Genomic DNA, 23,509 nt, shown 5'->3' with positions numbered 1-23,509 from the left:
CCCATGTCGATGATGCCGCCGACTTCGAAGACGATGATGCGCGGGCCTTTCGCCTCCAGCGCGGCGCGGAAGCTGCCGGGGCCGCTTGCCGCGAGCGTGGTGACGCGGATGATGCGACCGCCGCGACCGCCCGGTGTCGTGGCGGCCCATCCGACCGCACCGGGAAAGGCAAGCGGAGCGGCGGAAGTGGCTGGAATAGCGGCTTTCCTGGCGGGCGGTGCAGCGACGGCGGCGGATGGCAGGGCGATCGCGGCCAGGAGGGCCAGCATTGGCGGCGTCGGCAGATATGTCATGGGCGTCCTCTCTTCTATGCCACGATCCTGACATTGGCGCAGCCGATCCGCAAGCATATTTGACACCGGTGTCCCAATGTCATGGCCAGCCTTGATGCGGCGAGCATTGCGGAGGAATCGTGCGAAATAAGTCTGCCACAACTGTATATGCGGTAATAATATTACCAGAGCTGGCCACTTGATGTCATTTCTCATGGAGCGAAGCCCGTTGGTTCCCGTCATTGATGGTTCGTTGCGTCAGGCATGCCATTCCGGCGAGAAGCTGGCACGTCCTGAAACGGTGGTCATGGTCGTTAGGCGCTGCCAGATGGCGAAGATGATCTATGTTTATCGATGATTTACAAATGCTTGTAGTGATGTTGCCAGTCGATTGCCCGGAATCGGTTGACAGTGGTGATCGGTCGGCGCATCAATGACACCGGTTTCCAATAATGCGGACCGATCGGCCAGAACCGACAGAATGCGGGCAGGCGTGCAACGCCTGTCGAACCGGGCGGCGTAAGTGGGTGAAACCGACACGCCCGACAACAGGAAGGAGTGGAAAGCTGATGAAAGGGACGGATTTCATTCGCGGGGATCGGCGCTGGCTGAACGGGGCGTCGATCGCCGCCCTGCTGGTCGCGATGCCATTTGCCGCGCAGGCGCAGGACAGCGCTCAAAATGGCGCAGCGGCGACGCCGCAGGCGCAGGGCGATGGTGAAGTGGCCGACATCGTCGTCACCGGATTTCGCCAGTCGCTGGACGCGGCGATCAATCTGAAGCGGCAGGCGGTCGGTTCGGTCGACGCCATCGTCGCGGAAGATATTGCGAAATTCCCTGACCAGAATCTGGCGGAATCCCTGCAACGCATTCCCGGCATTTCGATCCAGCGCGATGGCGGCGAAGGGCGCGCGATCACCGTGCGCGGCCTTGGCGCGCAATTTACCCGCGTGCGCGTGAACGGCATGGAAACCATCGCGACGTCGAGCGACGGCGCAGGCGCCAACCGTGACCGCTCCTTCGATTTCAACGTGTTCGCGTCGGAACTGTTCAGCTCGATCGTCGTCCACAAGACGGCGGAGGCTTCGCTGGACGAAGGGTCGCTGGGCGCGGTGGTCGACCTCAACACCGGCAATCCGCTGGCGGGGAAGGCTGGCTTCACCTTCGTGGGTTCGGCCAGCGCCAGCTATAACGACCTTGCCAAGACGACCGGGCCGCGCGGCGCGGGGCTGGTCAGCTGGAAGTCCGAAGACGGGCAGTTCGGCGTTGCGCTGTCGGCCGCCTATTCACGGCTCAAGACGGTGGAAACCGGCAACAACACCGTCCGCTGGGCGCAGGCGCAGTTCGATTCCGTCAATGGCGAGGCGTGCTTTACCCGCCCCGGCGCAACGGCGACCGCACCGCGTGTCGCATCGCCCAATAGCGGCGGCACCTATATTCCGGGCCGCAGCGCAGCGTGCGACGCCGTATCGCTGGCCTTCCACCCGCGCATTCCGCGCTATGGTCAGGTCAATCATGATCGCGAGCGGCTGGGCATCACCGGCAGCGTTCAGTGGGCGCCATCCGACGCGACCAAGATTTCGATCGACGGCCTTTATTCGCGGTACAAGGCGACCCGCGAAGAACGGTGGGGCGAAGTGCTGATGCGCTCCAACGAGCGCGCCATGGATGTTTCCAACTATACGATCGACAGCAACAACAACCTGATCAAGGCGACCTTCAACGACGCTTGGGTCCGCACCGAACATTTCTATCGCGAACAGGACGTCAAATTCTATCAGCTGGGCGCGACCTGGGATCAGGATGTGACCGACAAATTCCGCTTCACCCTGCTGGGCGGTTTTTCGAAGTCGGATGCCGACGTGCCGGTCGAATCCACCATCATGTTCGATGACAAGGATGCGGCGGGATATTCCTACGACTATACCAATTCGCGTAGTCCGTTGCTAACGTTCGGCACCGATCCGACGAACCCGGCCAATTTCCAGCTGTCGGAAATTCGCGACGCGCCCAATTATGTGGTGAACAAGTTCCGCACCGCGCAGCTGCGCACCGAATGGGACGTGACCGACGGCTTCACGGTCAAGGTCGGCACCATGTATCGCCGCTACGACTTCAGCACCGGCGCGTTCAACCGCAGCACCGTCGTATGCCCGACCAAATCGACCGCGGCGCCCGACGTGGTGCTGGGCACCATCACCTGTTCGCCGTCGTCGGTCTTTGGCGCCAGCGCCGTCTATGGCTTCCCGGTGACGAGCCAGCTGGCCGAACTGTTCACGCTGGGCAAGGCGGGGCAACCGGCGGGCAACAGCAACCAGTGGCTGGTGCCCAATCTGGACGCGACGACGGACTATACGAAGCTGTATGACCGCAACGCCGTGCCCGACCTGACCAGCCTGCGCACCGTGCGGGAGGAAACCTATGGCGGTTACCTGCAATTCGATGCGAAGGGCGACATATTCGGGCTGGATTATGCGCTCAATGCAGGCATGCGCTATGTGAAGACCGATCAGGGATCGACCGGTTATAACAGCGGCATATTGGTGGGTATCAAGCGCAGCTATGAAGACTGGCTGCCCGCGGTCAATCTGGCGCTGTTCCCGACCAGCAACTTCATCATTCGCGGCGCGGTGGCCGATGTCATCACCCGGCCGAGCCTGGGCAATCTGTCGCCCGGCGGGTCGGTGGACGGCTTCAACTATCGCATCACCTTTGGCAATCCGCAATTGCAGCCGTTCCGGGCGACATCCTACGATCTGGCGTTCGAATGGTATTTCGCGCGTTCGGCGATCTTCTCCGTCGCGCTGTTCGCCAAGGATGTCAGCGGTTTCCCGGTCACCCGGACGGTGGTGGGCACTTACGCATCGACCGGCCTGCCGGTGTCGCTGATCGCGCCCAGCGCGCCGGCCGCATCGAACCCGGAAGGGCAGCTGTGGACGATCAACACCAGCGTCAACGGCGGGAACGCCAACCTGAAGGGCATGGAAGTATCGCTCCAGTCGCCGTTCAGCTTCCTGCCCGGCATATTGTCGCGCTTTGGCGGTATCATCAACGTGACATTGGTGAAATCGAACGCCGATTATAAGCTGACGCCGCCATCGACCGGCTTTACCGGCACCGGCGGCATCGCCATCCCGGCGACGCAGGATTATACATCGACCCTGTTCGGCCTGTCGAAGCGCGCGATCAACGGCACGCTCTATTATGAGGATGAGCGTTTTTCGGCGCGTGGCTCGGTCAGCTATCGCAGCGGTTTCGTGGATGCGGGCAGCGCGACAGGCAATCTGTTCGAAGGCTATAATTCGACGATCAACGTCGATGCATCGATGCGGTACAAGGTGACGGACTGGCTGGAAGTGTCGTTGGAAGGCATCAACCTGACCGACGAATATCGCGACCGTTATGTCGATGTCGGCGCCAACCGTGCTTATGAAAACAACCATTTCGGTCGTACCATCCTGGCTGGTGCCCGCTTCAAGATGTGACGACCCTCTCAGGTCCGGGCCGCCTCTGCACGGGCGGCCCGGACTTTTTTGCTGTTCCGGGGAGATGATATGACGATCAGCCGACGCGACGCGATGACGGGAGCATTGGTGGCAGGCAGCGCGTTGGCGCTAACCCGCGCCGATCGCGCGGCGGCCACGCCGGTGGAGGCCGCATCGGGGACTCCCGCGACCGACTGGAAACGCGGGCCGGACAATCAGCGCATTGCCGATCTTGGCGACGCACGTTTCCTCAACCCGCTGATTTCGGGCGATCGGCCCGATCCGGCTATCCTGAAGGATGGCGCGGATTATTACATGACCTTTTCCAGTTTTGACAGTTACCCCGGCATCACCATCTGGCACAGCCGCGACCTCATCAACTGGCAACCACGCAAGGCGGCGCTGACGAAGAATATCGGGTCGGTGTGGGCCGTCAGCCTTGAGAAATATAAGGGCCGCTATTTCCTCTACATCCCGGTGAAGGCGGAACCCAACAGCATATTCGTCATTCATGCCGACAGCATCGACGGGCCGTGGAGCGACCCCATCGACCTGAAATTGCACCGGCATATCGACCCCTGCCACGCGGTGGGGGAAGATGGCAGCCGCTGGCTGTTCCTGTCGGGCGGCGACCGGGTCCGCCTGTCCGACGACGGGCTGTCGACCGTGGGGGAAGTGGAGCATGTCTATGATCCCTGGCGCTATCCCGACAGCTGGGACGTCGAAGGGTTCGCGCCGGAAGGGCCGAAAATCCATCGTCGTGGCGACTGGTTCTATATGCTGACCGCCGTGGGCGGCACGGCAGGCCCGCCGACCGGGCATATGGTGATCGCCGCGCGCTCCAGATCCATTCATGGGCTATGGGAGCAGCATCCGGACAATCCGCTGGTCCATACCGAGAGCGCGGCCGAACGCTGGTGGTCGCGGGGGCATGCCAGCCTGGTGGAAGCGCCGGACAAGAGCTGGTGGGCGGTCTATCATGGCTATGAAAACGGCCGGTGGACGCTGGGGCGGCAGACATTGCTGGACCCGGTCGAATGGAGCGTCGACGGGTGGTTTCGCATGAAGGGGGGCGACCTGTCGCAACCCATCGCCAAGCCGCGCGGCGGGCAGGCATTGCCCCATGGCATGGCGCTGTCGGACGATTTTCGCGATTTGAAGCTGGGGGCGAAATGGAATTTCTTCCGCCCTGCGCCCGATGAAGCGAGCCGGGCAAGGGTAGAAAAAGGCGCGCTGGTCCTGAAAGGGCGGGGCAAGGCGCCGGTCGATTCATCGCCGCTGCTGCTGATCGCGGGCGACCCGGCTTATGAATTTCAGTGCGACATCGAAATCGCGCCGGGTGGGACGGCGGGGCTGATCCTCTTCTATGACGACAAGCTATATTGCGGCCTTGGCTTCGATGAAAAGCGGTTCGTCACCCATCAATATGGGATCGAGCGGGGGCGGCCGGAAAACAGCTTTGGCCGCAGGCTGACGATGAAGGTCAGCAACCGGCACCATATCGTGTCCTTCCACCTGTCAGGGGACGGCGGGAAGACGTGGAGCCGGTTCGACCGGGGGATGGAAGTATCGGGATACCATCATAATGTGCGTGGCGGTTTCCTGATGCTGCGGCCCGGTCTTTACGCTGCCGGGCCGGGTGAAGCGCGGTTCAGGGACTTTCGGTTCCGGGCGCTGTAGAGCCGGGCGCCGGGTCTTGGTGAGGTGTAACAAGGGTGGATGGTGCGATGATGGCCTTTCCGCCTTTGCCTTGACTATCGCACTATAGAGGAATGGCCGTCCTCTATTTCATCATCGACAGGGCGAAATGCGATGCCGCGCCCCGATCGGCTTTGGCGACTGTCGCGCCATGGTGATGCCGGCGCTGTAAGCGCCGCGTCATAGGCAGCGACAAGCCGGTCGAAATGCACGTCCGCGTTGAAACGGGTGCGCACATCGTCATGGGCGGCTGCGCCCAGCCTGCGGCACAACATCGGGTCGTCCCACAGCCGACGCATCTGTCGTGCCAGATCGACCGCGTCCCCGGGGGTGAAGTGCAGGCCGGCGCGGCCTTCGCGGATCGTATCGTTCAGCGCACCGATGCGCGATGCGATGACCGGCACGCCATGCGCCATAGCTTCGGCCGCGACGATGGCGAAGGTTTCGAACCAGAGGCTGGGCACCACCAATGCCCGCGCGCCACGATAGACGGTGGCAAGCGATCCCGGGCCGGTCGTAATCGTGACCGATATGCCCTGCGCCCGCAACGGCGCGGGATCACTGCCCGGCGGGCCGGCCACATGGATCGGCACCTGCGCCAGACGCGCGGCCCTGATCAGGACGTCCAGCCCCTTTTCCGGCACGAAGCGACCGGCAAAGGCGATATAGCGCCCGCTTGCGGGATCGACCGGATCGGACGCGGCAGGGATCGCGCATTCATTGACGCTGATCCGGTCGAGCGGGACGCCTGCACGCACATGCAGCCAGTCGCGACTGAAGTCGGTCAGGACGATGAAGCGGCTGACATGGCGATAGAGGTCGCGCCATTCCGCGACGGTATGGCGCAGGGCGAAGGCCGTGCTTTCGGGCAGGCTGTCGCGACAGTTGCGCAGCACCGCCTGATGCGCGCCACGGTCGGGGCAGCGGGTGCAGACCGCGGCACCATCATGATGGGTCGCGATGGGGCAGGTCATGCGAAAATCATAGCAGCTATGGACGACAGGGATGCCCGCATCGGCGCAGATGCGGAACAGCCATGGGGTGAGCATCGGATAGAGTTCGTGGCTGTGGACGATGTCGGGCCGGTCCTGCGCCAGTCGTCGGGCGAAGGCACGCAGCGCACCTTGAGGATATATGCCCTGCGCAAAGGCGCTGATCTTTCCTGTCAGGCCTGATGAAAGATGGCGGCTATCCCGTTCGAAAATATCGACGTCCAATCCGCGTCGTCGCGACAGGGCGATGGTGGCATCCCATGCATTGTCGGCGCCGCCGCCGCTGCGATGCCGGTTGAAGACATGCAGGATTTTCATGCCAATTGATCCGGGCGATAGGGTTCGCCGATCAGGGCAGAGGTCGGCTTGCGTCCATGCGCCTTTAGATCGACCATCTGTTCGAACAGGGCCGCATAGGCCGCGACGACCGCGTCCCAGCGGAAGGTTACGGCGGCATGGGCCTGTGCCGCGCGCCCCAGCGCGTCGCGGCGATGCGGGTCGCCATCCAGATCGCGCAGTATCGCGGCCAGATCGCCCGGCGTCTTGCTGAAATAGGGATTGGCCGGGCCGACATTTTCGCGATGGAAGACGACGTCGATCGGTATGCAGGGCGCGCCCCAATGCATGGCGCGCAGCAGGCTGGGGTTGGTGCCGCCCACTTCATGACCATGCAGATAGGCGGCGCAATGGCGATACAGGGCGTTGAGCGCGGCGGATTCGAACACCCCGCCGACGCAGCGTACCTGCCCGTCATGTTCGGCCGCGACGGCGCGGGCGTAGCCGCTGTCATAGGGGACCGATCCGACCACGACCAAGGGCTTCGTAACCCCGGACGCCCGATATTCGCGGATAATATGGTCGACATTATTTTCCGGCTCCATCCGGGCGACGACCAGATAATAGTCGCCGGGCGTCACCCCATAATGCGCCAGAGCAGCATCGTCCGGGACATCCCCGACCGCCCCCGAATAGGGGATGTAGGTCGATGACGCGCCATATGCGCGGGCATAATAATCCTGCATGGCGCGGGAATCGGTGACCAGCCAGTCGGCAAGGCGCGCGCTCGCCCGTTCGGACCATTTATAATAGGCGCGCTGCACCGCATTCCACTTGCGCCTTTGCCAGCCAAGGCCGTCGGTGTGGACGATCACCGGCACGCCTCGCGCCCGCAACGGCAGGATGAAGGGGCCGTTCCCCGGATCGACGACGAAGACCAGATCGAAGCCGCGAAAGGCCGCGTCGAGGATCGACAGGTTGCTGTGCACGATGCTTTCGAAGCTCTTGCCGCCGGGTGCGGGGAGGTAACGGCAATGCACGCCCTGCCAGCGTGGCGGGTGCTCATCATAATAATGGCTGCGGCAATAGACGGTGACGTCCATTCCATGATCGCGCACAAGGCCCGTCGCCAGTTCCTCCACCAAAGTCGAAAAGCCGCTGTAGCGGGCGGGGATGCCGCGATCGCCGATGATGGCGACGCGCAAGGGGGCGGGGCGGTCAGTCATGGGGCTTGTATCCGATCCAGATGTCCTGCGTCATGCGGGCGTCCGCGCCGGGGCGGACCATTTCCACCCGGTCGAAGGCGGTAAGCAGATGGTTGCGGACCCAGACGGGCGGATGGATGGCGAAATACCATTTCTTGCCTTCCGCGAACCCGCTTTGCGTGACGATGTCGCCGCGATCATAGGCTTCCACCTCCCGCTTCTGGGTCAGGAGGTAGCGATAATGGTCGCCATGGGTGGTGGCGATCATCAGGCCGCCGGGGCGCAGCACCCGATGCAGTTCCGCCGTCCAGTCGCGATGCATGTCGCGCGACAAATGGGTGAAGACGGAGAAATTATAGACCGCGTCGAAACTATTGTCGGGAAAGGGCAGGGGCGGCGCCAGCCCATTGAGCGCAAAGTCGATCCCCGGCAGGTGGCGGCGACACCAGTCGATGGTCGCGGGATTATAGTCGGTGCCTGTGACATGGGCATCCCGCCCCGCCAGCAGGGTCGGCATATGGCGGATCAGCCGGCCCGGCCCGCACCCCCATTCCAGCACGCGCAGCATCGGCGCGTCGGGCAACCGTTCGCGGATCAGGCGCGCGAACAGGGCGGCATGGGTCAAGCCCAGATCGTGATAATCCGCCCAGTCGACCTTGTTATAGGCGTCGAAGGCCAGATCTTCGGGCGGCAGAGGAAAATCGGGATGACGCGCGCGAAAGGCGCGATTGCAGCGGGCGGCGCCCGCACGTTTGCGCAGGAACGCCATGCGGTCGAACATGGGCAACAGGCCAAGCGACCGGGTCGCGCTCAAAATATGATATTTCATGCGTCTGTGCCTTCCTTGACGGTAGGTGGAACGGGAATGGCGAACAGGCGGCGGACATGCGCCGCATCCTGCCCGACGATGGCGATCAGGGGGAATGGCGTGTCCGCTTCCGTCAGGCGGAACCGGTTGGCGCGATCCTGCACCAGATCGATCAGCACCGCGGCGACCACGCCCGCGACAAGGCCCATGACGACGGCGGCGATCAGCAGCAATTTCGTCTGTGGCGCGTCGGGCCTGTCGGGCAGGGCCGCGCCTTCGACCAGCTGGATGGCGGAGGGCGCGGACTCAGCGGTGGCGGCGGTGACGGCCGCCGTCATCAGCTTGTCCTGCAAGGCGAGGTAGGTTTTTTCCAGCACATCATGCGCGCGGCTGAGATTATGGCTGTCCTTCATCTTTTGCGGGATGCGATCGATGGCGCTGCGCCGGGCGGCGACCTCTCCGGACAGGCTGGCGAGCGCCGCCCGATCCGCCGCCAGCTGCGCCGTCAGCGCCGCCCGGCGCGCGCGCAGCGCATCATGGCCGCCATTGCGGGCAATGCTGCTTTGCTGCACCCCGCGCTGTGGCGTGGCGGCCAGTTGCCGGCTGATCGCTGCAATCTGATCGTCCACGTCGCGGACGTCGGGCGAATCCGGCCGGTATCGCACCAGCATCGCATCGCGGGCCGCGACCAGCTTCGCCTGTTCCTGCTTCAGCTGCGCGGCGACGGGATTATCCTGAATGAGACGACCGGCCAGAATGTCCTGCGGTTCCCGCGCCAGTTGTCCGGTAACGGTGGCAAGTTCGCTCTGCGCGGCGGCAATGGCGGTGCGTTTTGCGTCCAGTTCCGCCTGCTGGCTCGAAAACTGGCCGATCTCCACCTTGTCCTTTTCGAACATCAGCAGCATGTCGTTTTGCGTGTAATAACGCTCCATCCGCGTTTCCAGCAGGCGCAGGTCGGCATGGGCGCGGTTCGCCTCCGCCTGCAACGCGGCATGGGCCTGTCGCGCTTCGGCGGCGAAACGGGCGCGGCGCTGGGCGATATAGGTGGCGGCCACATGATCCGCGATCTCCGCCACGCGGTGGGACGGGCCGCGCACCGTCAACAGCGCGATATGGCTGTCGGGTATCTGGGTCATGGTCACGCCGGTGCGGAAATCGTCCAGCGTGCGGGCGCGTTCCACATCCTGCGGCGTCGGCACATAGGGGGATGGCGCGCGGGGGAAGAGGCTGTCCTTCGTCCATCGCCATGCCCGGCCGGGCCAGCTTTGCGTCCAGAGCCATGTGAGGTAGCGCAGCGGCGGGTGATAGACATCGGCATAGCCCAGGCGCATGTCGCCAATCACTTGTTTCAGCACCGGGCCGGAGGTGGCGAGGATCATTTCGTCCTTCAGTGCATTGCGGCGGAACACGGCCCAGTCGTCGTAAAATCCCTCCCTCTGGCGGTCGTCATCGGCGACCGCGGACAGGGTGACGCTGGCCGAATAGACCGGCGGCCAGACGAGAATGTAGAGGCCGACCAGCGCCAGCGTCAGCGCCGTGATAGCGAGGATCAGGCGGCGATGACCCGCAATGGCAAAGCCGACGATGCGCGCCGTGCGACGAAGATCGAAACTGTCGGCGTCCGGGCGATGTGGAGCGATGTCTGTCATGGGGCCGGTCATCGATCAATTTCCTGCAACAGGCGAAGCTGGACATAGGGGGCCATCAACTGGGTCAGGCCGCCCAGCGGCGCGTTGACATAGGTCTGAAGGAAGCGGGCGAAGCGCGCGCCACCGCTTTCCTGCACCACCAGCAGGTCGCCAGGACGCAGCGGCACATTTTGCAGGGTCAGCAACATGCCCGCATGTCCATGCCCGCCGCCATGCAGGATATGGGCGGCGATATGGCCGTCATCCTCCAGCCGGATCAGCGCCACGTTGGACAGCGCAGCGCTTTTGTTCGCATCCCCGGCCATTATCAGTGCCTGCGCGGCGGTGGGCGCGTCGCGCAGGGCGACCGCGCCGGGCCGGTTCACTTCGCCCGCGACAAAGATTTTCGGTTCGCGGGGGTTGGCGATCGCAATGCTGACCTGAGGATCGCGTACGCGCGCCAGCAATTTCTGCCGCACGACCTGCGCCGCGGCCATGGGCGTCAGTCCCGCGACCGGCATGTCGCCGGACCGGGGCAATGTCACCATGCCGTCGGATCGCACGGTCGCGCTGCGCGACAGTTCGGGCATGCGATCGACCATGATGTCCAGCTGGTCGCCGGGACCGATCAGATAGGCGCTTTCATAACGGTCGGTGGACCGGATAACGCCTGGCGCAGCCGCGATGCGCTGCGGCGCCGTCATGCCGGTCGAGCAGGCGCCCAGCAGGATCGGGACCAGCAACAGCAACGCCGTCAGCAGGCTGGTGCGGGGTGGAATGTTCATGCCGATGCTCCGGTGAGGGCCAGGCGCACGCGCATCCGCCATGCGCGGGGCGACAGCGGGTTCGCCGCGCAGGCGCATTGCACGGCGAGGCGGGCGGCATCCCGGTCGCCCTGCGCCAGAGACATTTCCGCCTGCGCGCGATAGAGGCGGGCAACGATCATGCGGCGGCGACGTTCGGGCGCGCCGGTATAACGGCGGCGCTGCAATATGCGCAGCATCGTCCCCACCACATGCGGATTGCGCATCAGGTCCAGCGTGTTGCGCAGCTGACCATCATGATAGCGAAAGCCCAGCAGCGGCTCAGGATCGAACCATCCGGTGGCGCCCATGTCGCCAAGGCGCGTGAAGATGTTGAGTTCGAACGGGAAATTGCCATGGCAGTCCGCATCGACGAAGCCCGACCGGCCCAGCGCCTGCATCCGGAACAGCGTGCCCGAAATGGGCGTGAAGCCGTTTTGCATATGCCGGTCCAATATCGGGAAGGGACCGGCGCGCCGCCCCCGCCTACCATGATCGCGCAGATAGTCGCGCGTCCGTTCGGCGGATGGCGCGCCGTCATGGTCGAACAGCCAGGGATTGGCGACGAACAGGGCGGCGTCCGGCGCGGCATCCAGCGCGTCGACCGCCCGTTGCAGATAATGGGGCGTCAGCAGATCATCGTCATGGAGAATGCAGAAATAGTCCGCATCCCCCGCCGCCGCGAACAGATAGCGCCCTTGCCCATATTCGCCGCCATTTTCCGTCTGCCGTACAAAGGTGAAGCGGGGATCGCGCAGCCCGTCGATATAGGCGCGCACCGTTTCGCCCACATCGCCGGGGGAGGCATTGTCACTCACCACCACGCGAAAATCGCGCAGGCTCTGGGCGCGCAGGCTTTCCACCGCGTGCCGCACATAATGCGGGCGGTTGTAGGTGGGCAGCCCCACGAAGATGCGATCAGAAGAAATGGCGATGCGCCTTGTACCAGAGGAATGTCTGGCCAAGCCGGTCGTCCAGGCCCGCGCCCGGCATCCAGCCCAGCTTTTGCGCGGCAAGGCTGGATGACAGATATTGGGCCTGAATTTCGCCATGGGCATGGTTGCGGATGTCGGGTTCCAGATCCGTGCGTCCGGCGGCGGCCAGCGTTCGGCGGGTCAGGTCCAGCACGCTGACCGGTTCCCCCGTGCCGAAATTGAAGGCGCGACCGACCACGCCGTCGTCGCCCATATGCTGGGCGAGCAGCAGATAGCCCTGCACGATGTCCTCGACATAGACATAGTCGCGCACGGGCGATCCATCGGACCGGATGACCGGCCGCGTACCATCGATGGCGGCAAGGCAGGTGCCCGGCACGATGCGATTGCTGTTGAGGTCGCCCGGCCCGAACAGATTGCCGCACCGCGTGATCGCGATGGGCAGGCGATAGGTCTGCGCGTAGCTGAGCGCGATCAGATCGGCGCAGCTTTTCGACACATCATAGGGATGCCGCCCCTGAAGCGCGAAATCTTCCTGATAGGGCAGCGTGGTATGATCGCCATAGGCCTTGTCGGACGATGCGATGACGATGCGTTCGACGGTGCCCACGCGGCGGCACGCCTCCAGCAACACCCATGTACCCTTGATATTCGCTTCGAAGGTGGAGATGGGATTGCGATTGGCCACGCCGACAATGGCCTGCGCGCCCAGATGAAAGACGGTATCGACCGCATATTCGTTGAGCGCGCGTTCGATGACCTCATATTCCTCCAGCGGACCGCGCACGACCTTCGCCCGGTTGGATAACCCCTCGGCCTGAAACCGCGATTGCGGCACCATGTCGCGGACCAGTGCGACGACCTCCGCGCCCTGTGCGATCAGTTCGGCGACCAGGCTGCCGCCCAGAAATCCGGTGGCGCCGGTGACGAGACAGGTTTTGCCTTTCCAGAAGCCGCTCATGCCGCGCGCTCCTCTGGCTGATGGCGGCCGATCCATGGCGGTGGCGTGCCGCCCGCCAGCAGTTCGTCCGCCTCGATCACATCCTTATAGCTGTCGAAGGATTTGAAGAAGCCGTCATGGCGATAGGTGAAGGCATCGCCCCGCGCGATCAGGGGCGGGATGATGTCGCGTTCCAGATTGTCGCCATGCCAGTCGTCGAAAATGGCGGGGTCCATCACCATGAAGCCCGCATTGACCCAATAATCGGCGATCAGCGGCTTTTCGGCGAAGCGGGCGATGGCGCCGTTCCCTTCCACCGACAGCACGCCATATTGCGAATACATGGGGACGGATGTGATGGTCAGCCGGGCGTCGTGGCGGTGGTGGAAGGCGACGACATCGGCCATCGGCACATCGGACAGGCCGTCGCCATAGGTGGCGATGAACGGGCCGTCGATGAGGTGACGGCAATGCCCTATCCGGCTGCCCGTATCGGCATGCTCGCCGGTATCGACCACCGTGATGCTGGCGCCGATGTCCTTGCCCTCGAAATAATCGTGAAGAACATCCTGCCGGTATCCGGCGGCCAGAATGAATTCGTGAAATCCCTGTCGAATGAAATTCTTGATGACATGGACCAGAACCGGGGTGCCGCCCAATGGCAGCATTGGTTTTGGCAGATAGGTAGTGAAGGGAAAGGCGCGGATGCCCTGTCCGCCGCATAATATGACGACCTTCATCTGTCGGTTCCTTTCTTCATCGTGGTTTGGGTGAAATGGTCGATGGGAATGGTGGCGATGCCGATGCCGAATTCCGGCCCGGAAAAGTCGCGCCGGATGAGCGGGGCAAGCCGGTCGCGGGCGACATGGCCGCCAAACCAAAGGCGGATCTGCCCGCCGTCGCGCAGCGGACCGGGCGCGAGGATTTCGCCATCCGTCCATGATGCGCTGGCGCGGGTCAGCAATGGCGCCGGATCTTCGATGAAGCGCACGCTGTCGCGGGATCGGGCATGGTGGATCGCCACCTGTTGCCATTCGGGATCGGCCCCCTTGCGCACATGGGCGACCGAATAGAAGAGATCGACGACACCGCCGTCCGCCAGCGCGGCGGGGGACGAATAACCGGCATAGCCCTGTTCCGGCGGATAGAGCGGGCCTTGCGTCAATATCTGCTGCGGCGCGGTGAAATGCTGGCCATCGCGCGATCGGATCAGGCCGATCGACTGAAGCGGCGGGCCACCCCGCACCCGTGCGCCGACGGCGGAAAAATAGAGCAGCAGTTCATCGCCGCGCACCACCAGCCCCGGCTCACCGACCAGATAGCCGTTCCAGTCGGTGGCGCCGCCCGTCGCCTGCAACAGCGTCCAGTTCGCAATCCGCCAGTCGATGCCGTCCGGCGACACCGCCATGCCGATCGCCATGGGGGACGGGCCGGGCTTTGCATAAACGCCGGTGAAGGCCATCCAGTAACGCCCGGCAAAGCGCGCCACGCTGGGCGTTTCGATGCTGGCATAGGGACCATCCGTCGCGGTGAGCAACGGCTTTGCGGGGGACAATGCCCAGCGCTTTCCATCACGCGACACCGCACGGAATGGCAGGACCGGGGGCTTGAAAGGCGCGTCCGTGCTGCTGGTCATGTAGAGCGCATAGCCATCATCCATGCGCAGGGGGCTGGGGTCGTTCCACAGCGCCTGTGGCCGCAGCGATCCCGCCATGATGACTGGAGCGGCGCGGCTGACGGTCCAGCCCGGCATCACGCTGGGCAGATCGGGCGCAGGCGCGGGCGGCATACAACCGCCCAGCGCAAGGAAGATAGCCAGACCGCGCATCAGAAGGCATTCTTCTGCACGAACGGCACCGCCAGCGTGCGCGCCAATATCTGAAGGTCCAGCCACAGCGACCAGCGGCGCAGATAGTCGATGTCATGCATGATGCGCTGTTCCATCTTGTCCTGCGTGTCGGTTTCGCCGCGCCATCCGCTGACCTGCGCCAGTCCAGTGATGCCGGGCTTGATCTTGTGTCGGACGGCGTAGCGCCGGATGACCGGACGAAACGCGTCGTCCAGCGCGATCGGGTGTGGGCGTGGCCCGATCACCGACATGGTGCCGGTCGCCACATTGATGAATTGGGGCAGTTCATCCAGCGACGACCGGCGCAACAGCGCCCCGACCCGCGTCACCCGGCTGTCACCGCGCCGCGCCTGGACGAAATGGTCATCGCCAGCGACGTACATGGACCGGAATTTCCAGATGCGAAACGGCCTGCCGTCCAGACCATAGCGCGTCTGCCGGTAAAAGACCGGACCGCGCGTATCGACCCTGATCGCCAGTGCGATCAGCAACGCTAGCGGCAGGATCAGTGGCAGCGCGATCAGCGTCAGCGCAACATCTTCCGCACGCTTCAGCCAGGCAGTATGCCCTTCGAACGGGGATTCCACGATGCTGACGACCGGCTGGCCATAGACATCGTCCCAGCGCGCGCCGACCAGATCCAGTCGGAAAAGCGGCGGGCAATAATAAAGCGATGCGGTCGTGTCGCCGAACCGGTCGAGGATCGTCTTGATCCGCTGTTCCGCAGCCATCGGTAATGTCACATAGATGCGGCTGACCGCGCCCGACCGCGCCAGTTCGTAAAGCCGATCCACGGGGCCGCCGAAATGGTGATCGGGCTGCTCCACGGTGCGGCCGTCCGACGGGCAGCGATCATCGAATACGCCAAGCGAGCGGATGCCCATCCAGCGCTGACGCGCGAATATGACGCCAAGGCGCTGCGCCGTTTCGGTTGCGCCGATGAAGGCGGCATTGCGCTGGTCATGACCGGCGCTGCGCCACAATCGCATCGCCATCCGCACGGCAACGCGAAACAGCATGACCGCGACCAGCGCGCTGCCATAGCAAAGCGCGGCGGCGGGCGCCCATAGCGATGCGCGCGCCAGCGGCAGATCGCCCAGCAAAGCGAACAGCGCCACTATGCCTGTAAAGCCGATGGTCCAATAAGCCGCGAGATCGGCCAGTTCATGGCGCAGTCGCACGATGCGCCACGACCGGCTGAGGTGAAAGAAAGACGCCACCAGTTCCAGCACGGCCACGCACAGCAGGGCATCGATGATCATCGGTCGGGGCGACAGGCCGGCACCGAACAATGCCAGGCACAGGAGGATCAACATGGTGTCGATCAGACGGCACAGGCGCACGAACAGCGCCCCAAATTGCTGGAATGCGCCATTCTTCCGAAAATCCGTTTCCCACTGGTGGTTCAGCATCGTGAACTAGCCCCGCAATAATGAAACCAGATAAAATCCCGCAAATCGCGTATTTCATAAGCAATGAAATACATAGAATACGTATTAAATGATCATCGATCCTCGAATCATTACCAATTGAAATCGCAGATTCGAATTAATTAAAAGCATCATTAACCGTATAAATATTCACTGTGCCATTTTGCGACACGTAATTTTGGAGATATTGCGGTATATTTATCGTTATTTATTATCATGCATATGAATATTACTTGATTCGATGTTCCGCCCGCATCTGGACGGACAGCCGGTCGGAAAGGGGGCGATCGCGACGATGCTGTGCATGCTGGGCCATCACCGGGCTGATCGGGCCGCTATCTGGAATGGCGGCATCGGCTTTTCGCGTTGCGCCGATTGCGGGCTGGACATGGTTCGGCGGCCCGGCGCGCGCTGGACGCGGGTGCCGCGCGGTCATGCGGTCGTCTGGCGACGGGTGAACGAACGTCCGGCCATGGGCGACGTCAGTCCGGAACCGGACCATGCAGCGCCACGCAATCGCCTGTCCGGCCATGTGCGGCGCATCGGACAGATGGCCAGCCGCACCATACAAGCGTCAGCATCACCGGCATCGCGTGACTTTCGCCATCTGGCACGGCGCATCGGGGATGCGCGGACCATCGTCCTGAGCAGCCATTGCGACATGGCGACCGCCAACGACGCGATGCTGATGCTGGCGGCGATGGTGCAGGAGGAACGGGGCGGTCGCATCCTGCTGATCGACGCGACACTGACCGATCAGGGCATCGGGGCGATGCTGGGCGCGGCGGGGACAGCCGGACTGTCGGACATCATGGCCGACCAGCCATGGACAGCGGTGGAAGCCATGCACCTGCTGGCGCGGCCCGACATGATATTGCTGGGTGCCGGTCTGCACCCGGCGGCGACGCGCCCGGAACGGATCGCAACGATCTTGCCTTTTCTAGGCGATCGCTTCGACCGCATCATCATTCAGCAGCGCGATATTCTGGCCGACAGCCGCAACATGACGATCGCCAGACTGGCGGACAGGCTGTGGATATTGGCACAGGAGGGGCGTTCGCCGATGGCCGCCCTGCGCGCCGCGCGCCATGCATTTCACGCCAGCGGCATGGATGAAGTAGAACTGGTGCTGACGGCTGCGCCGACGGGTGGCTCCTATGACAGCTGACGCCGGGCATGGCGCGATCACGGAACCGGGTCGTTCGCTTCTGATCTTCGCCGTTGCTGGCGGGGTGGCGATATTCTGCGTGGCGACGGCGGCGCTGGTCCTCCCCGGCATGATGCTGGCTGGCATCGGCGTTGCGGGGATGACGGGCGCCATATGGGCCAGCGGCAATCCGCGGCTTGCCTGCCTTTGGGGCGTGGGGCTGACGGCGCCGCTGGCGATCGCCAAGCATTTCCACCCCATGCCGCATATGGGCGGCGCAGGCGCCTATAATATTGAAGCAGTCGACCTGTTCCTGTCGGCGCTGGCGCTGCTCCAGTGGCGCGACGGGCGGCCGGGCACGGCTGGCGGACGCATGCCAGCCATGGTCTGGTGCTGGGTCGGGATGATCCTGCTGGGCCTGATCGATGTGATCGTCGGCCCCTATCGTCAGCTTGCGATGATGGAGGCGGTGCAGATGACCAAATCGCTCGCGCTGTTTCTGCTGCTGATCAACGAACTGGCACGGACGCGCCGATGTCTGCACCTGCTTGCGTCGCTCATATGCGGGCTGTTGGTGCAGGCCGGGGTCGGCATCGCCCAATATGTCAGGAAGGGCGACGTTGGCCTGCAGCTTCTGGGCGAGGCGACGATGACCACGCTCGAATATGCCAATCGCGCGACCTATATGGACGGCGGCGCGACATTCCGTATCGGCGGCCTGCTGGGCCATCCCAATATCTATGCGGGCTATATCGCCATGCTGGCGCCGATGCTGCTGGCCATGCTGATGACACGATGGTCGCTGCGCTGGAAAATGCCGGTTGCCATGGTGCTGGCAATCGCGATGACTGCCTTGTTGCTCACTTTGTCGCGGTCGGGCTGGCTGGCGTTCGCGATGGCAGCCCCGATCGTCATGATTTTGATGCTGCGCGACCGCCGATCGCGGCAAAGGGCGATGGCAGGCGTGGTGGTGGCGATGGGTGTCGCCCTGATCGCCGCCATTGCGGTCGCCCCCTCCATCATGCGCCGTTTCACCCAAAGCGATCCGGGCGCGGTCGATTTCCGTTGGGAATGGATGGGACTGGCCTGGGATATGGTGCGCGATCATCCTTTGACCGGGGTGGGCCTCAACAGTTTCGTCCTGCACCTGCCCGGCCGCACCATGCATGGCGGGACGGACGGGCTGACCCGCAGTTTCGGCGCGAACTGGCCTGTCGTCCATGATATTTACCTGCTGATCTGGGCGGAGCAGGGCACGCTGGGCCTTGCCTGTTTCCTGATGCTGTTGCTGGGTCTGCTGCGCACGGCGTGGCGCAATGCGGCCGGTTGCGCCGATCCCATGTTGAGCGCCATGAACGCCGGGGCGCTCGCTGGACTGTGCGCCAATATGCTGGACGGATTTGGCAGCTTTTTCCTGCGGCAGATGCCCGGCGCACGTCTGTTCTGGATCATGGCGGCGATCATCGTGGCGATCGGTCGCTGGCGTCAGCGCAATGACGTGGGACAGCCCGCATGACGCGCCTGCTGCATCATGGCGGCAGCGTCGCCATCGGCCGGATCGCCCTGTCGGCGTTGCGCATGGCGGCGGCGCTGATCGTCGCGCGGCTGGCGGGCGTGCAGGATTTCGGCGCCTATGCCCTGATGCTGACGCTGATCGGCATCGCCGAATGGCTGGTCGATTTCGGACAGACCGACATGGCCGTGCGCGACATGGCGCGACGGCCGAGGCGACGGACGATCATGATCGCCGCGTTGGTCCGGATCAAGATGGTCCAGGGACCGGTCGTCGCGCTTGCGTTGCCGCTGATGTTGATGGCCACCGGGCAGGCGCCGGACATGATATGGGCGGGATGCACGGCAGGCATTGCGATAATCGCCACCGCATGGATGCAGCCCGCCCGCGCCGCTTTGCGACTGGCGCTGCGCATGAACCGGGATGTCGGCGCGGAGCTGGCGGGGGTCATGCTGATGCTGCCGCTACTCGCGCTGGCATGCTTGCTATCGGCGCCGCTGTGGGTGATGATCGGCACATTTGCCATCGGACGCATGGCACAGGCCATGTTGATGGCCTGCTGGGTCGGGCCGGTCGGCAAGCGCAGTCGGCGCCCGCATGCGCCACTGTATCTGGCGCGGCAGGCGGTGCCGCTGGGCTGCGCAGGGTTGATGGTATTGCTTTATGATGCGCTGGCGCCTGTCCTGCTTGCCAGCCTGATGGATATGCACGCCGTGGCGCTCTACGCGGCGGCGGCGCGTTTCACCGTGCCGGTCCTGATCGCCGTGCAGGCGATGGCGAGCGCCGCATTTCCCATGATGGCGCGCGACTGGCGGCATGATCCCGATGCCTTCGCCCGAACGCAGCAGGGCATTGTGAACCTGTCCGCAGCATGGGCGGCGACGGCATTTGCAGGCCTGCATGGCGGCGCAGAGTTCGTCATGGGGTTGATGGGACCGGATTTCGTGACGGGTGCGCCGTTGTTGCAACTGATGGCATGGACCATGCTGGCCCGCGCCATCACCATGGCCATGGCGCCGCTGATCATGATCGCCGGATGGCAGGGCAGGGCGATGATGCTGACGCTGACGTCGCTGGCCGTTCAATGCGCCGCGCTGATATTGCTGGTGCCGGGCATGGGCGTGATGGGCGCGGCCTGGGCGTGCCTGCTGGTCGAATTGCTGCTGGGAACGGTGGCGGTCAGCCATGTGGCGCAAAGGTCGACCGACCTGATGCTCGACTGGCGGCCGGTCATTCTGATGGTCGGCGGCGCGATAGCCAGCATCGTCCTGATCGCGCAAAGCCCGGTCGCAGGCAGCTTTGCCGGAGGGGCAATCGCCGCATCGATCATTCTGGCCGCCATCCTGTTATTCCATGGGAAGCGGCCATGGTTGACGAAGGCGGGCATCGCATGACGCCGCGTATCGCCATCGCCTGCCCCGGCGTGGGTCTGGTCCAGCGCGGCTTCGAGCGGCTGTTCCGCGACCTATTTGACGAAATGCGCGGCGAATTTGCGATGACGCTGTTCAAGGGCGGCGGCGAACGGCTGTCGGATGAAATCATCCTGCCATTTCTGTCGCGGGGCGGGCGGGCGATCGGATGGATGCCGATCCACCGGCTGATGGGGCGGACGCCGATGCACGCCGAATGCCTGACCTTTGCAATAGCGATGCTGCCGCACCTGATCGGCGGACGATATGACATCGTGCATGTGATCGACCCGCCGCTGGCGCGGCTGCTGTTTCATCTGCGCCGCATGCTGGGGCTGCGCTTTCGCCTGCTTTATACAGAAGGCACCGCCATGCCGCCGCGCGATTATCCGCCATGCGACCTGCTGCATCAGATTTCGGCGGCGACGCTGGCCGATGCGGTCGCCCATGGCCATGATCCGGCGCATATGGCGCTGCTTCCCTGCGGCTATCGGTCGGGGCGCTTCATCGCCAGCGCGGATCGCGCCACGCTGCGCGCGCGCCATGGCATAGCGCCCGATCGCTTCGTCCTCCTGTCGGTCGCGGCGCTCAATCGCGGGCATAAACGGACCCATCACCTGATCGACGAGGTCGCGCAGATAGAGGGCGATCCGCTGTTATGGCTGGACGGAAGCCTGGACCATGGCGACCCGGACCTGCCGTCCTATGCGCGCGCGCGGCTGGGCGATCGGGTGCGCGTCACCCATGTCGCGTCGGACGAGGTGGCGGATCTGTTCGCGCTGGCCGACGTCATGCCGCATGCCGCAACGTTCGAAGCCTTCGGCCTTGCCATCGTGGAGGCGGCGGCGGCGGGCCTGCCGGTCGTCCTGCATGATGCACCCCATTTTCGATGGCTGATGCCCAATCCGGATTGCTGGATCGACATGACCGCGCCCGGCGCGCTGACAGCGCAGCTGGCGCGCATGGCCAGCGATCCGGCGGAACGGGCGCGCCGCGTGATGCGGGATCATGCACGCACGACATTCGACTGGGCGGCGCTGCGTCCCGCCTATGCAGATCTGTACCGGAGCATGATGTCATGACCCAACCGACGCTCGCCATCATCATCGTCAACTGGAATGTCCGCGACCTTCTGTCCGATTGCCTGACGGCGGTCGCGGCCAGCACTGGCCTGGCACCAGGCATGGTCGAAACCATCGTCGTGGACAATGCGTCGACGGACGACAGCGCGGCGATGGTCCGCGCCGATTTCCCATGGGTGCGACTGATCGAAAGCGGCACTAATCTGGGCTTCGCCAAAGGATGCCAGGCGGGTTATGCAATGACGCAGGCGTCCTTCGCCATGCTGCTCAATCCCGACACGGTACCGGACCCTGCTGCGATCGCGTCGATGCTGACCCAGATCATGGCGGATGACCGCATCGGCATCATCGGATCGCGGCTGCGCAACAGCGACGGCAGTTTTCAGCGCGCATCGGGCGGCGCTTTCCCGACATTGCGCAATCTGGCCTGGAACTACCTGTTCCTCCACCATGTCCTGCCACGCCGCTGGGCGCCATCCGCCGTCTATCTGGCGGACGATCCGCCCGGCATGCGCCCCATCGACTGGGTATCGGGCGCTTCGCTGACCTTTCGCAGGGCTGCCGTCGGCCCGACCATCTTCCACCCTGCCTTCTTCATGTTCGGGGAGGATATGGAATTGTGCCACCGGGTGGCGAAGGCAGGCTGGCGCGTCCTTTATTCCGCCGACCAGACCATCACCCATCATCATGGCGCCAGCTTCGCGCGGCAGTCCGACATGGATGTGCTGGCCAGCGTCTATAAGGGGCCGCGTTTCTTCTTCCGGCAGGGGCGCGGGCCAGTCGCGCGCATCGCCTATGACGCCATTCTCTTCACCGGTTACGCCATGCGCTGGCTGATCTTCAGCCTGATGGGCCTGTTGCGGCCCGGCGGCGACTATCGCGCCATGGCGCGGTTCAGCCGCCGTTATCTGGGCGTGATGGCGGCCAGCATCTTTCAGTTTCAGGGCAAGGAGCGACAGTCATGACCGTAAGGATGAACCGGGGCGTGAAACGCATATTGGTGACCGGCGGCGCCGGATTTCTGGGATCGCATCTGTGCGATCGATTGGTGGCGCAGGGGCATGATGTCCTATGCGTCGACAATCTGTTCACCGGATCGAAAAGCAATCTGGTGCAACTGCTGGGGCGGCCCAATTTCGAATATATGCGCCACGACGTGACCTTTCCCCTTTATGTCGAGGTGGACGAAATCTATAATCTGGCCTGCCCCGCTTCGCCGGTGCAATATAGCGTCAATCCGGTTCAGACGACGAAAACCAGCGTACATGGCGCGATCAACATGCTGGGTCTGGCCAAGCGGACCGGCGCGAAGATCCTGCAGGCATCGACCAGCGAAGTCTATGGCGACCCCGAAATCCATCCGCAGCGCGAAGAATATTGGGGCCATGTAAACCCCATCGGTCCGCGCGCCTGCTACGATGAGGGCAAACGCTGCGCGGAGACCCTGTTCTTCGACTATCATCGCGAAGGGCGGGTGCGGATCAAGGTGGCGCGCATCTTCAACACCTATGGGCCGCGCATGGACCCGGCGGACGGGCGGGTCGTGTCCAACTTCATCTGTCAGGCATTGCTGGGCCAGCCCATCACCCTGTATGGCGATGGCCTCCAGACGCGATCCTTCTGCTATGTCGACGATCTGATCGAAGGACTGATGCGGCTGATGGGCAGCGAAGACGCGGTGACCGGCCCCATCAACATCGGCAATCCCGACGAGTTCACGATGATCGAACTGGCAAACATGATTGTGGCGCTGACCGGGTCGCAATCACCGTTGATCATGCGGCCTTTGCCGGCAGACGATCCGCGTCAGCGCCGTCCCGACATCGGTCGGGCGCGGGATACCCTTGGCTGGGAACCGACCGTGCGATTGCGCGAAGGACTGACGAAGACCATCGCCTATTTCGACGGGCTGCTGAGTGGTGCTGGGGCAGGGACGCTGCCCCCGGCCGTGCCCGGCGACATATGGTTGCCGCCGATACGGCCGACGTATCAATTAGGGGCCTGACTTTAAAAGACGTCTTCACGCCTACTTCATGG

At 63.8% G+C, this 23,509-nt stretch carries 18 protein-coding genes and 1 pseudogene; 8 read left to right on the top strand and 11 right to left on the bottom strand.

From position 1 onward, the window contains the following. Window positions 1–293, bottom strand: a pseudogene (locus ACOJSJ_RS00930) (hypothetical protein); the annotation flags it as partial. Between the two features lie 548 nt (window positions 294–841). On the opposite strand from ACOJSJ_RS00930, the gene ACOJSJ_RS00925 reads away from it, so the two are divergent. Together ACOJSJ_RS00925 and ACOJSJ_RS00920 are read left to right on the top strand one after the other, a co-directional pair. Beyond that, on the top strand, window positions 842–3,757 hold the full coding sequence (locus ACOJSJ_RS00925) for a TonB-dependent receptor (RefSeq protein WP_420143105.1): 2,916 nt from the start codon (window positions 842–844) through the stop codon (window positions 3,755–3,757). Window positions 3,758–3,826: 69 nt separating this feature from the next. After that, window positions 3,827–5,437: a family 43 glycosylhydrolase gene (locus ACOJSJ_RS00920; protein WP_420143104.1), complete on the top strand. Its 1,611-nt coding sequence runs from the start codon at window positions 3,827–3,829 to the stop codon at window positions 5,435–5,437. Window positions 5,438–5,511: 74 nt separating this feature from the next. Here the strand turns inward: ACOJSJ_RS00920 and ACOJSJ_RS00915 are convergent, their stop codons facing one another. The 10 genes from ACOJSJ_RS00915 to ACOJSJ_RS00870 are packed head-to-tail and all read right to left on the bottom strand — an operon-like array spanning window position 5,512 to window position 16,303. After that, window positions 5,512–6,765, bottom strand: coding sequence for a glycosyltransferase family 4 protein (locus ACOJSJ_RS00915; protein WP_420143103.1), 1,254 nt, complete (start codon window positions 6,763–6,765; stop codon window positions 5,512–5,514). Beyond that, window positions 6,762–7,949: a DUF1972 domain-containing protein gene (locus ACOJSJ_RS00910; RefSeq protein WP_420143102.1), complete on the bottom strand. Its 1,188-nt coding sequence runs from the start codon at window positions 7,947–7,949 to the stop codon at window positions 6,762–6,764. Before ACOJSJ_RS00910 ends, ACOJSJ_RS00915 begins: the two co-directional genes overlap by 4 nt. Then, complete coding sequence (locus ACOJSJ_RS00905; RefSeq protein ID WP_420143101.1) at window positions 7,942–8,757, bottom strand: class I SAM-dependent methyltransferase; 816 nt, start codon at window positions 8,755–8,757, stop codon at window positions 7,942–7,944. The genes ACOJSJ_RS00910 and ACOJSJ_RS00905 overlap by 8 nt, the downstream gene beginning before the upstream one ends. Further along, the gene (locus ACOJSJ_RS00900; RefSeq protein WP_420143100.1) at window positions 8,754–10,385 is read right to left on the bottom strand and encodes a GumC family protein; all 1,632 of its coding nucleotides are present in this window, start codon (window positions 10,383–10,385) and stop codon (window positions 8,754–8,756) included. The genes ACOJSJ_RS00905 and ACOJSJ_RS00900 overlap by 4 nt, the downstream gene beginning before the upstream one ends. A gap of 8 nt (window positions 10,386–10,393) precedes the next feature. Further along, entirely contained in the window at window positions 10,394–11,149 is a 756-nt protein-coding gene (locus ACOJSJ_RS00895) for a polysaccharide biosynthesis/export family protein (protein ID WP_420143099.1), read from the bottom strand. Then, window positions 11,146–12,132, bottom strand: coding sequence for a glycosyltransferase family 2 protein (locus ACOJSJ_RS00890; RefSeq protein ID WP_420143098.1), 987 nt, complete (start codon window positions 12,130–12,132; stop codon window positions 11,146–11,148). Before ACOJSJ_RS00890 ends, ACOJSJ_RS00895 begins: the two co-directional genes overlap by 4 nt. Continuing rightward, entirely contained in the window at window positions 12,086–13,063 is a 978-nt protein-coding gene (locus ACOJSJ_RS00885; RefSeq protein ID WP_420143097.1) for an NAD-dependent epimerase/dehydratase family protein, read from the bottom strand. Before ACOJSJ_RS00885 ends, ACOJSJ_RS00890 begins: the two co-directional genes overlap by 47 nt. After that, complete coding sequence (locus ACOJSJ_RS00880; protein ID WP_420143096.1) at window positions 13,060–13,782, bottom strand: nucleotidyltransferase family protein; 723 nt, start codon at window positions 13,780–13,782, stop codon at window positions 13,060–13,062. The genes ACOJSJ_RS00885 and ACOJSJ_RS00880 overlap by 4 nt, the downstream gene beginning before the upstream one ends. Beyond that, entirely contained in the window at window positions 13,779–14,870 is a 1,092-nt protein-coding gene (locus tag ACOJSJ_RS00875) for a hypothetical protein (RefSeq protein ID WP_420143095.1), read from the bottom strand. Before ACOJSJ_RS00875 ends, ACOJSJ_RS00880 begins: the two co-directional genes overlap by 4 nt. Beyond that, entirely contained in the window at window positions 14,870–16,303 is a 1,434-nt protein-coding gene (locus ACOJSJ_RS00870) for an undecaprenyl-phosphate glucose phosphotransferase (protein WP_420143094.1), read from the bottom strand. The genes ACOJSJ_RS00875 and ACOJSJ_RS00870 overlap by 1 nt, the downstream gene beginning before the upstream one ends. Before the next feature lie 259 nt (window positions 16,304–16,562). On the opposite strand from ACOJSJ_RS00870, the gene ACOJSJ_RS00865 reads away from it, so the two are divergent. The 6 genes from ACOJSJ_RS00865 to ACOJSJ_RS00840 are packed head-to-tail and all read left to right on the top strand — an operon-like array spanning window position 16,563 to window position 23,477. Beyond that, window positions 16,563–17,489 (top strand): hypothetical protein, encoded by a 927-nt coding sequence (locus ACOJSJ_RS00865; protein ID WP_420143093.1) that lies wholly within the window; start codon window positions 16,563–16,565, stop codon window positions 17,487–17,489. After that, complete coding sequence (locus ACOJSJ_RS00860) at window positions 17,479–18,984, top strand: O-antigen ligase family protein (RefSeq protein WP_420143092.1); 1,506 nt, start codon at window positions 17,479–17,481, stop codon at window positions 18,982–18,984. The genes ACOJSJ_RS00865 and ACOJSJ_RS00860 overlap by 11 nt, the downstream gene beginning before the upstream one ends. Then, window positions 18,981–20,375: a lipopolysaccharide biosynthesis protein gene (locus tag ACOJSJ_RS00855; protein ID WP_420143091.1), complete on the top strand. Its 1,395-nt coding sequence runs from the start codon at window positions 18,981–18,983 to the stop codon at window positions 20,373–20,375. Before ACOJSJ_RS00860 ends, ACOJSJ_RS00855 begins: the two co-directional genes overlap by 4 nt. Then, on the top strand, window positions 20,348–21,472 hold the full coding sequence (locus ACOJSJ_RS00850) for a glycosyltransferase family 4 protein (protein WP_420143090.1): 1,125 nt from the start codon (window positions 20,348–20,350) through the stop codon (window positions 21,470–21,472). Before ACOJSJ_RS00855 ends, ACOJSJ_RS00850 begins: the two co-directional genes overlap by 28 nt. Beyond that, entirely contained in the window at window positions 21,469–22,437 is a 969-nt protein-coding gene (locus ACOJSJ_RS00845) for a glycosyltransferase family 2 protein (protein ID WP_420143089.1), read from the top strand. Before ACOJSJ_RS00850 ends, ACOJSJ_RS00845 begins: the two co-directional genes overlap by 4 nt. Then, on the top strand, window positions 22,434–23,477 hold the full coding sequence (locus ACOJSJ_RS00840; protein ID WP_420143088.1) for a UDP-glucuronic acid decarboxylase family protein: 1,044 nt from the start codon (window positions 22,434–22,436) through the stop codon (window positions 23,475–23,477). Before ACOJSJ_RS00845 ends, ACOJSJ_RS00840 begins: the two co-directional genes overlap by 4 nt. Window positions 23,478–23,509 lie beyond the last annotated feature (32 nt).

The organism is Sphingobium sp., assembly GCF_048594625.1.
In the GTDB taxonomy this organism is placed as follows: Bacteria; Pseudomonadota; Alphaproteobacteria; order Sphingomonadales; family Sphingomonadaceae; genus Sphingobium.
The sequence above is the reverse complement of the archived record's forward strand: the minus strand, read 5'-3'. Positions and strand labels throughout refer to the sequence as shown.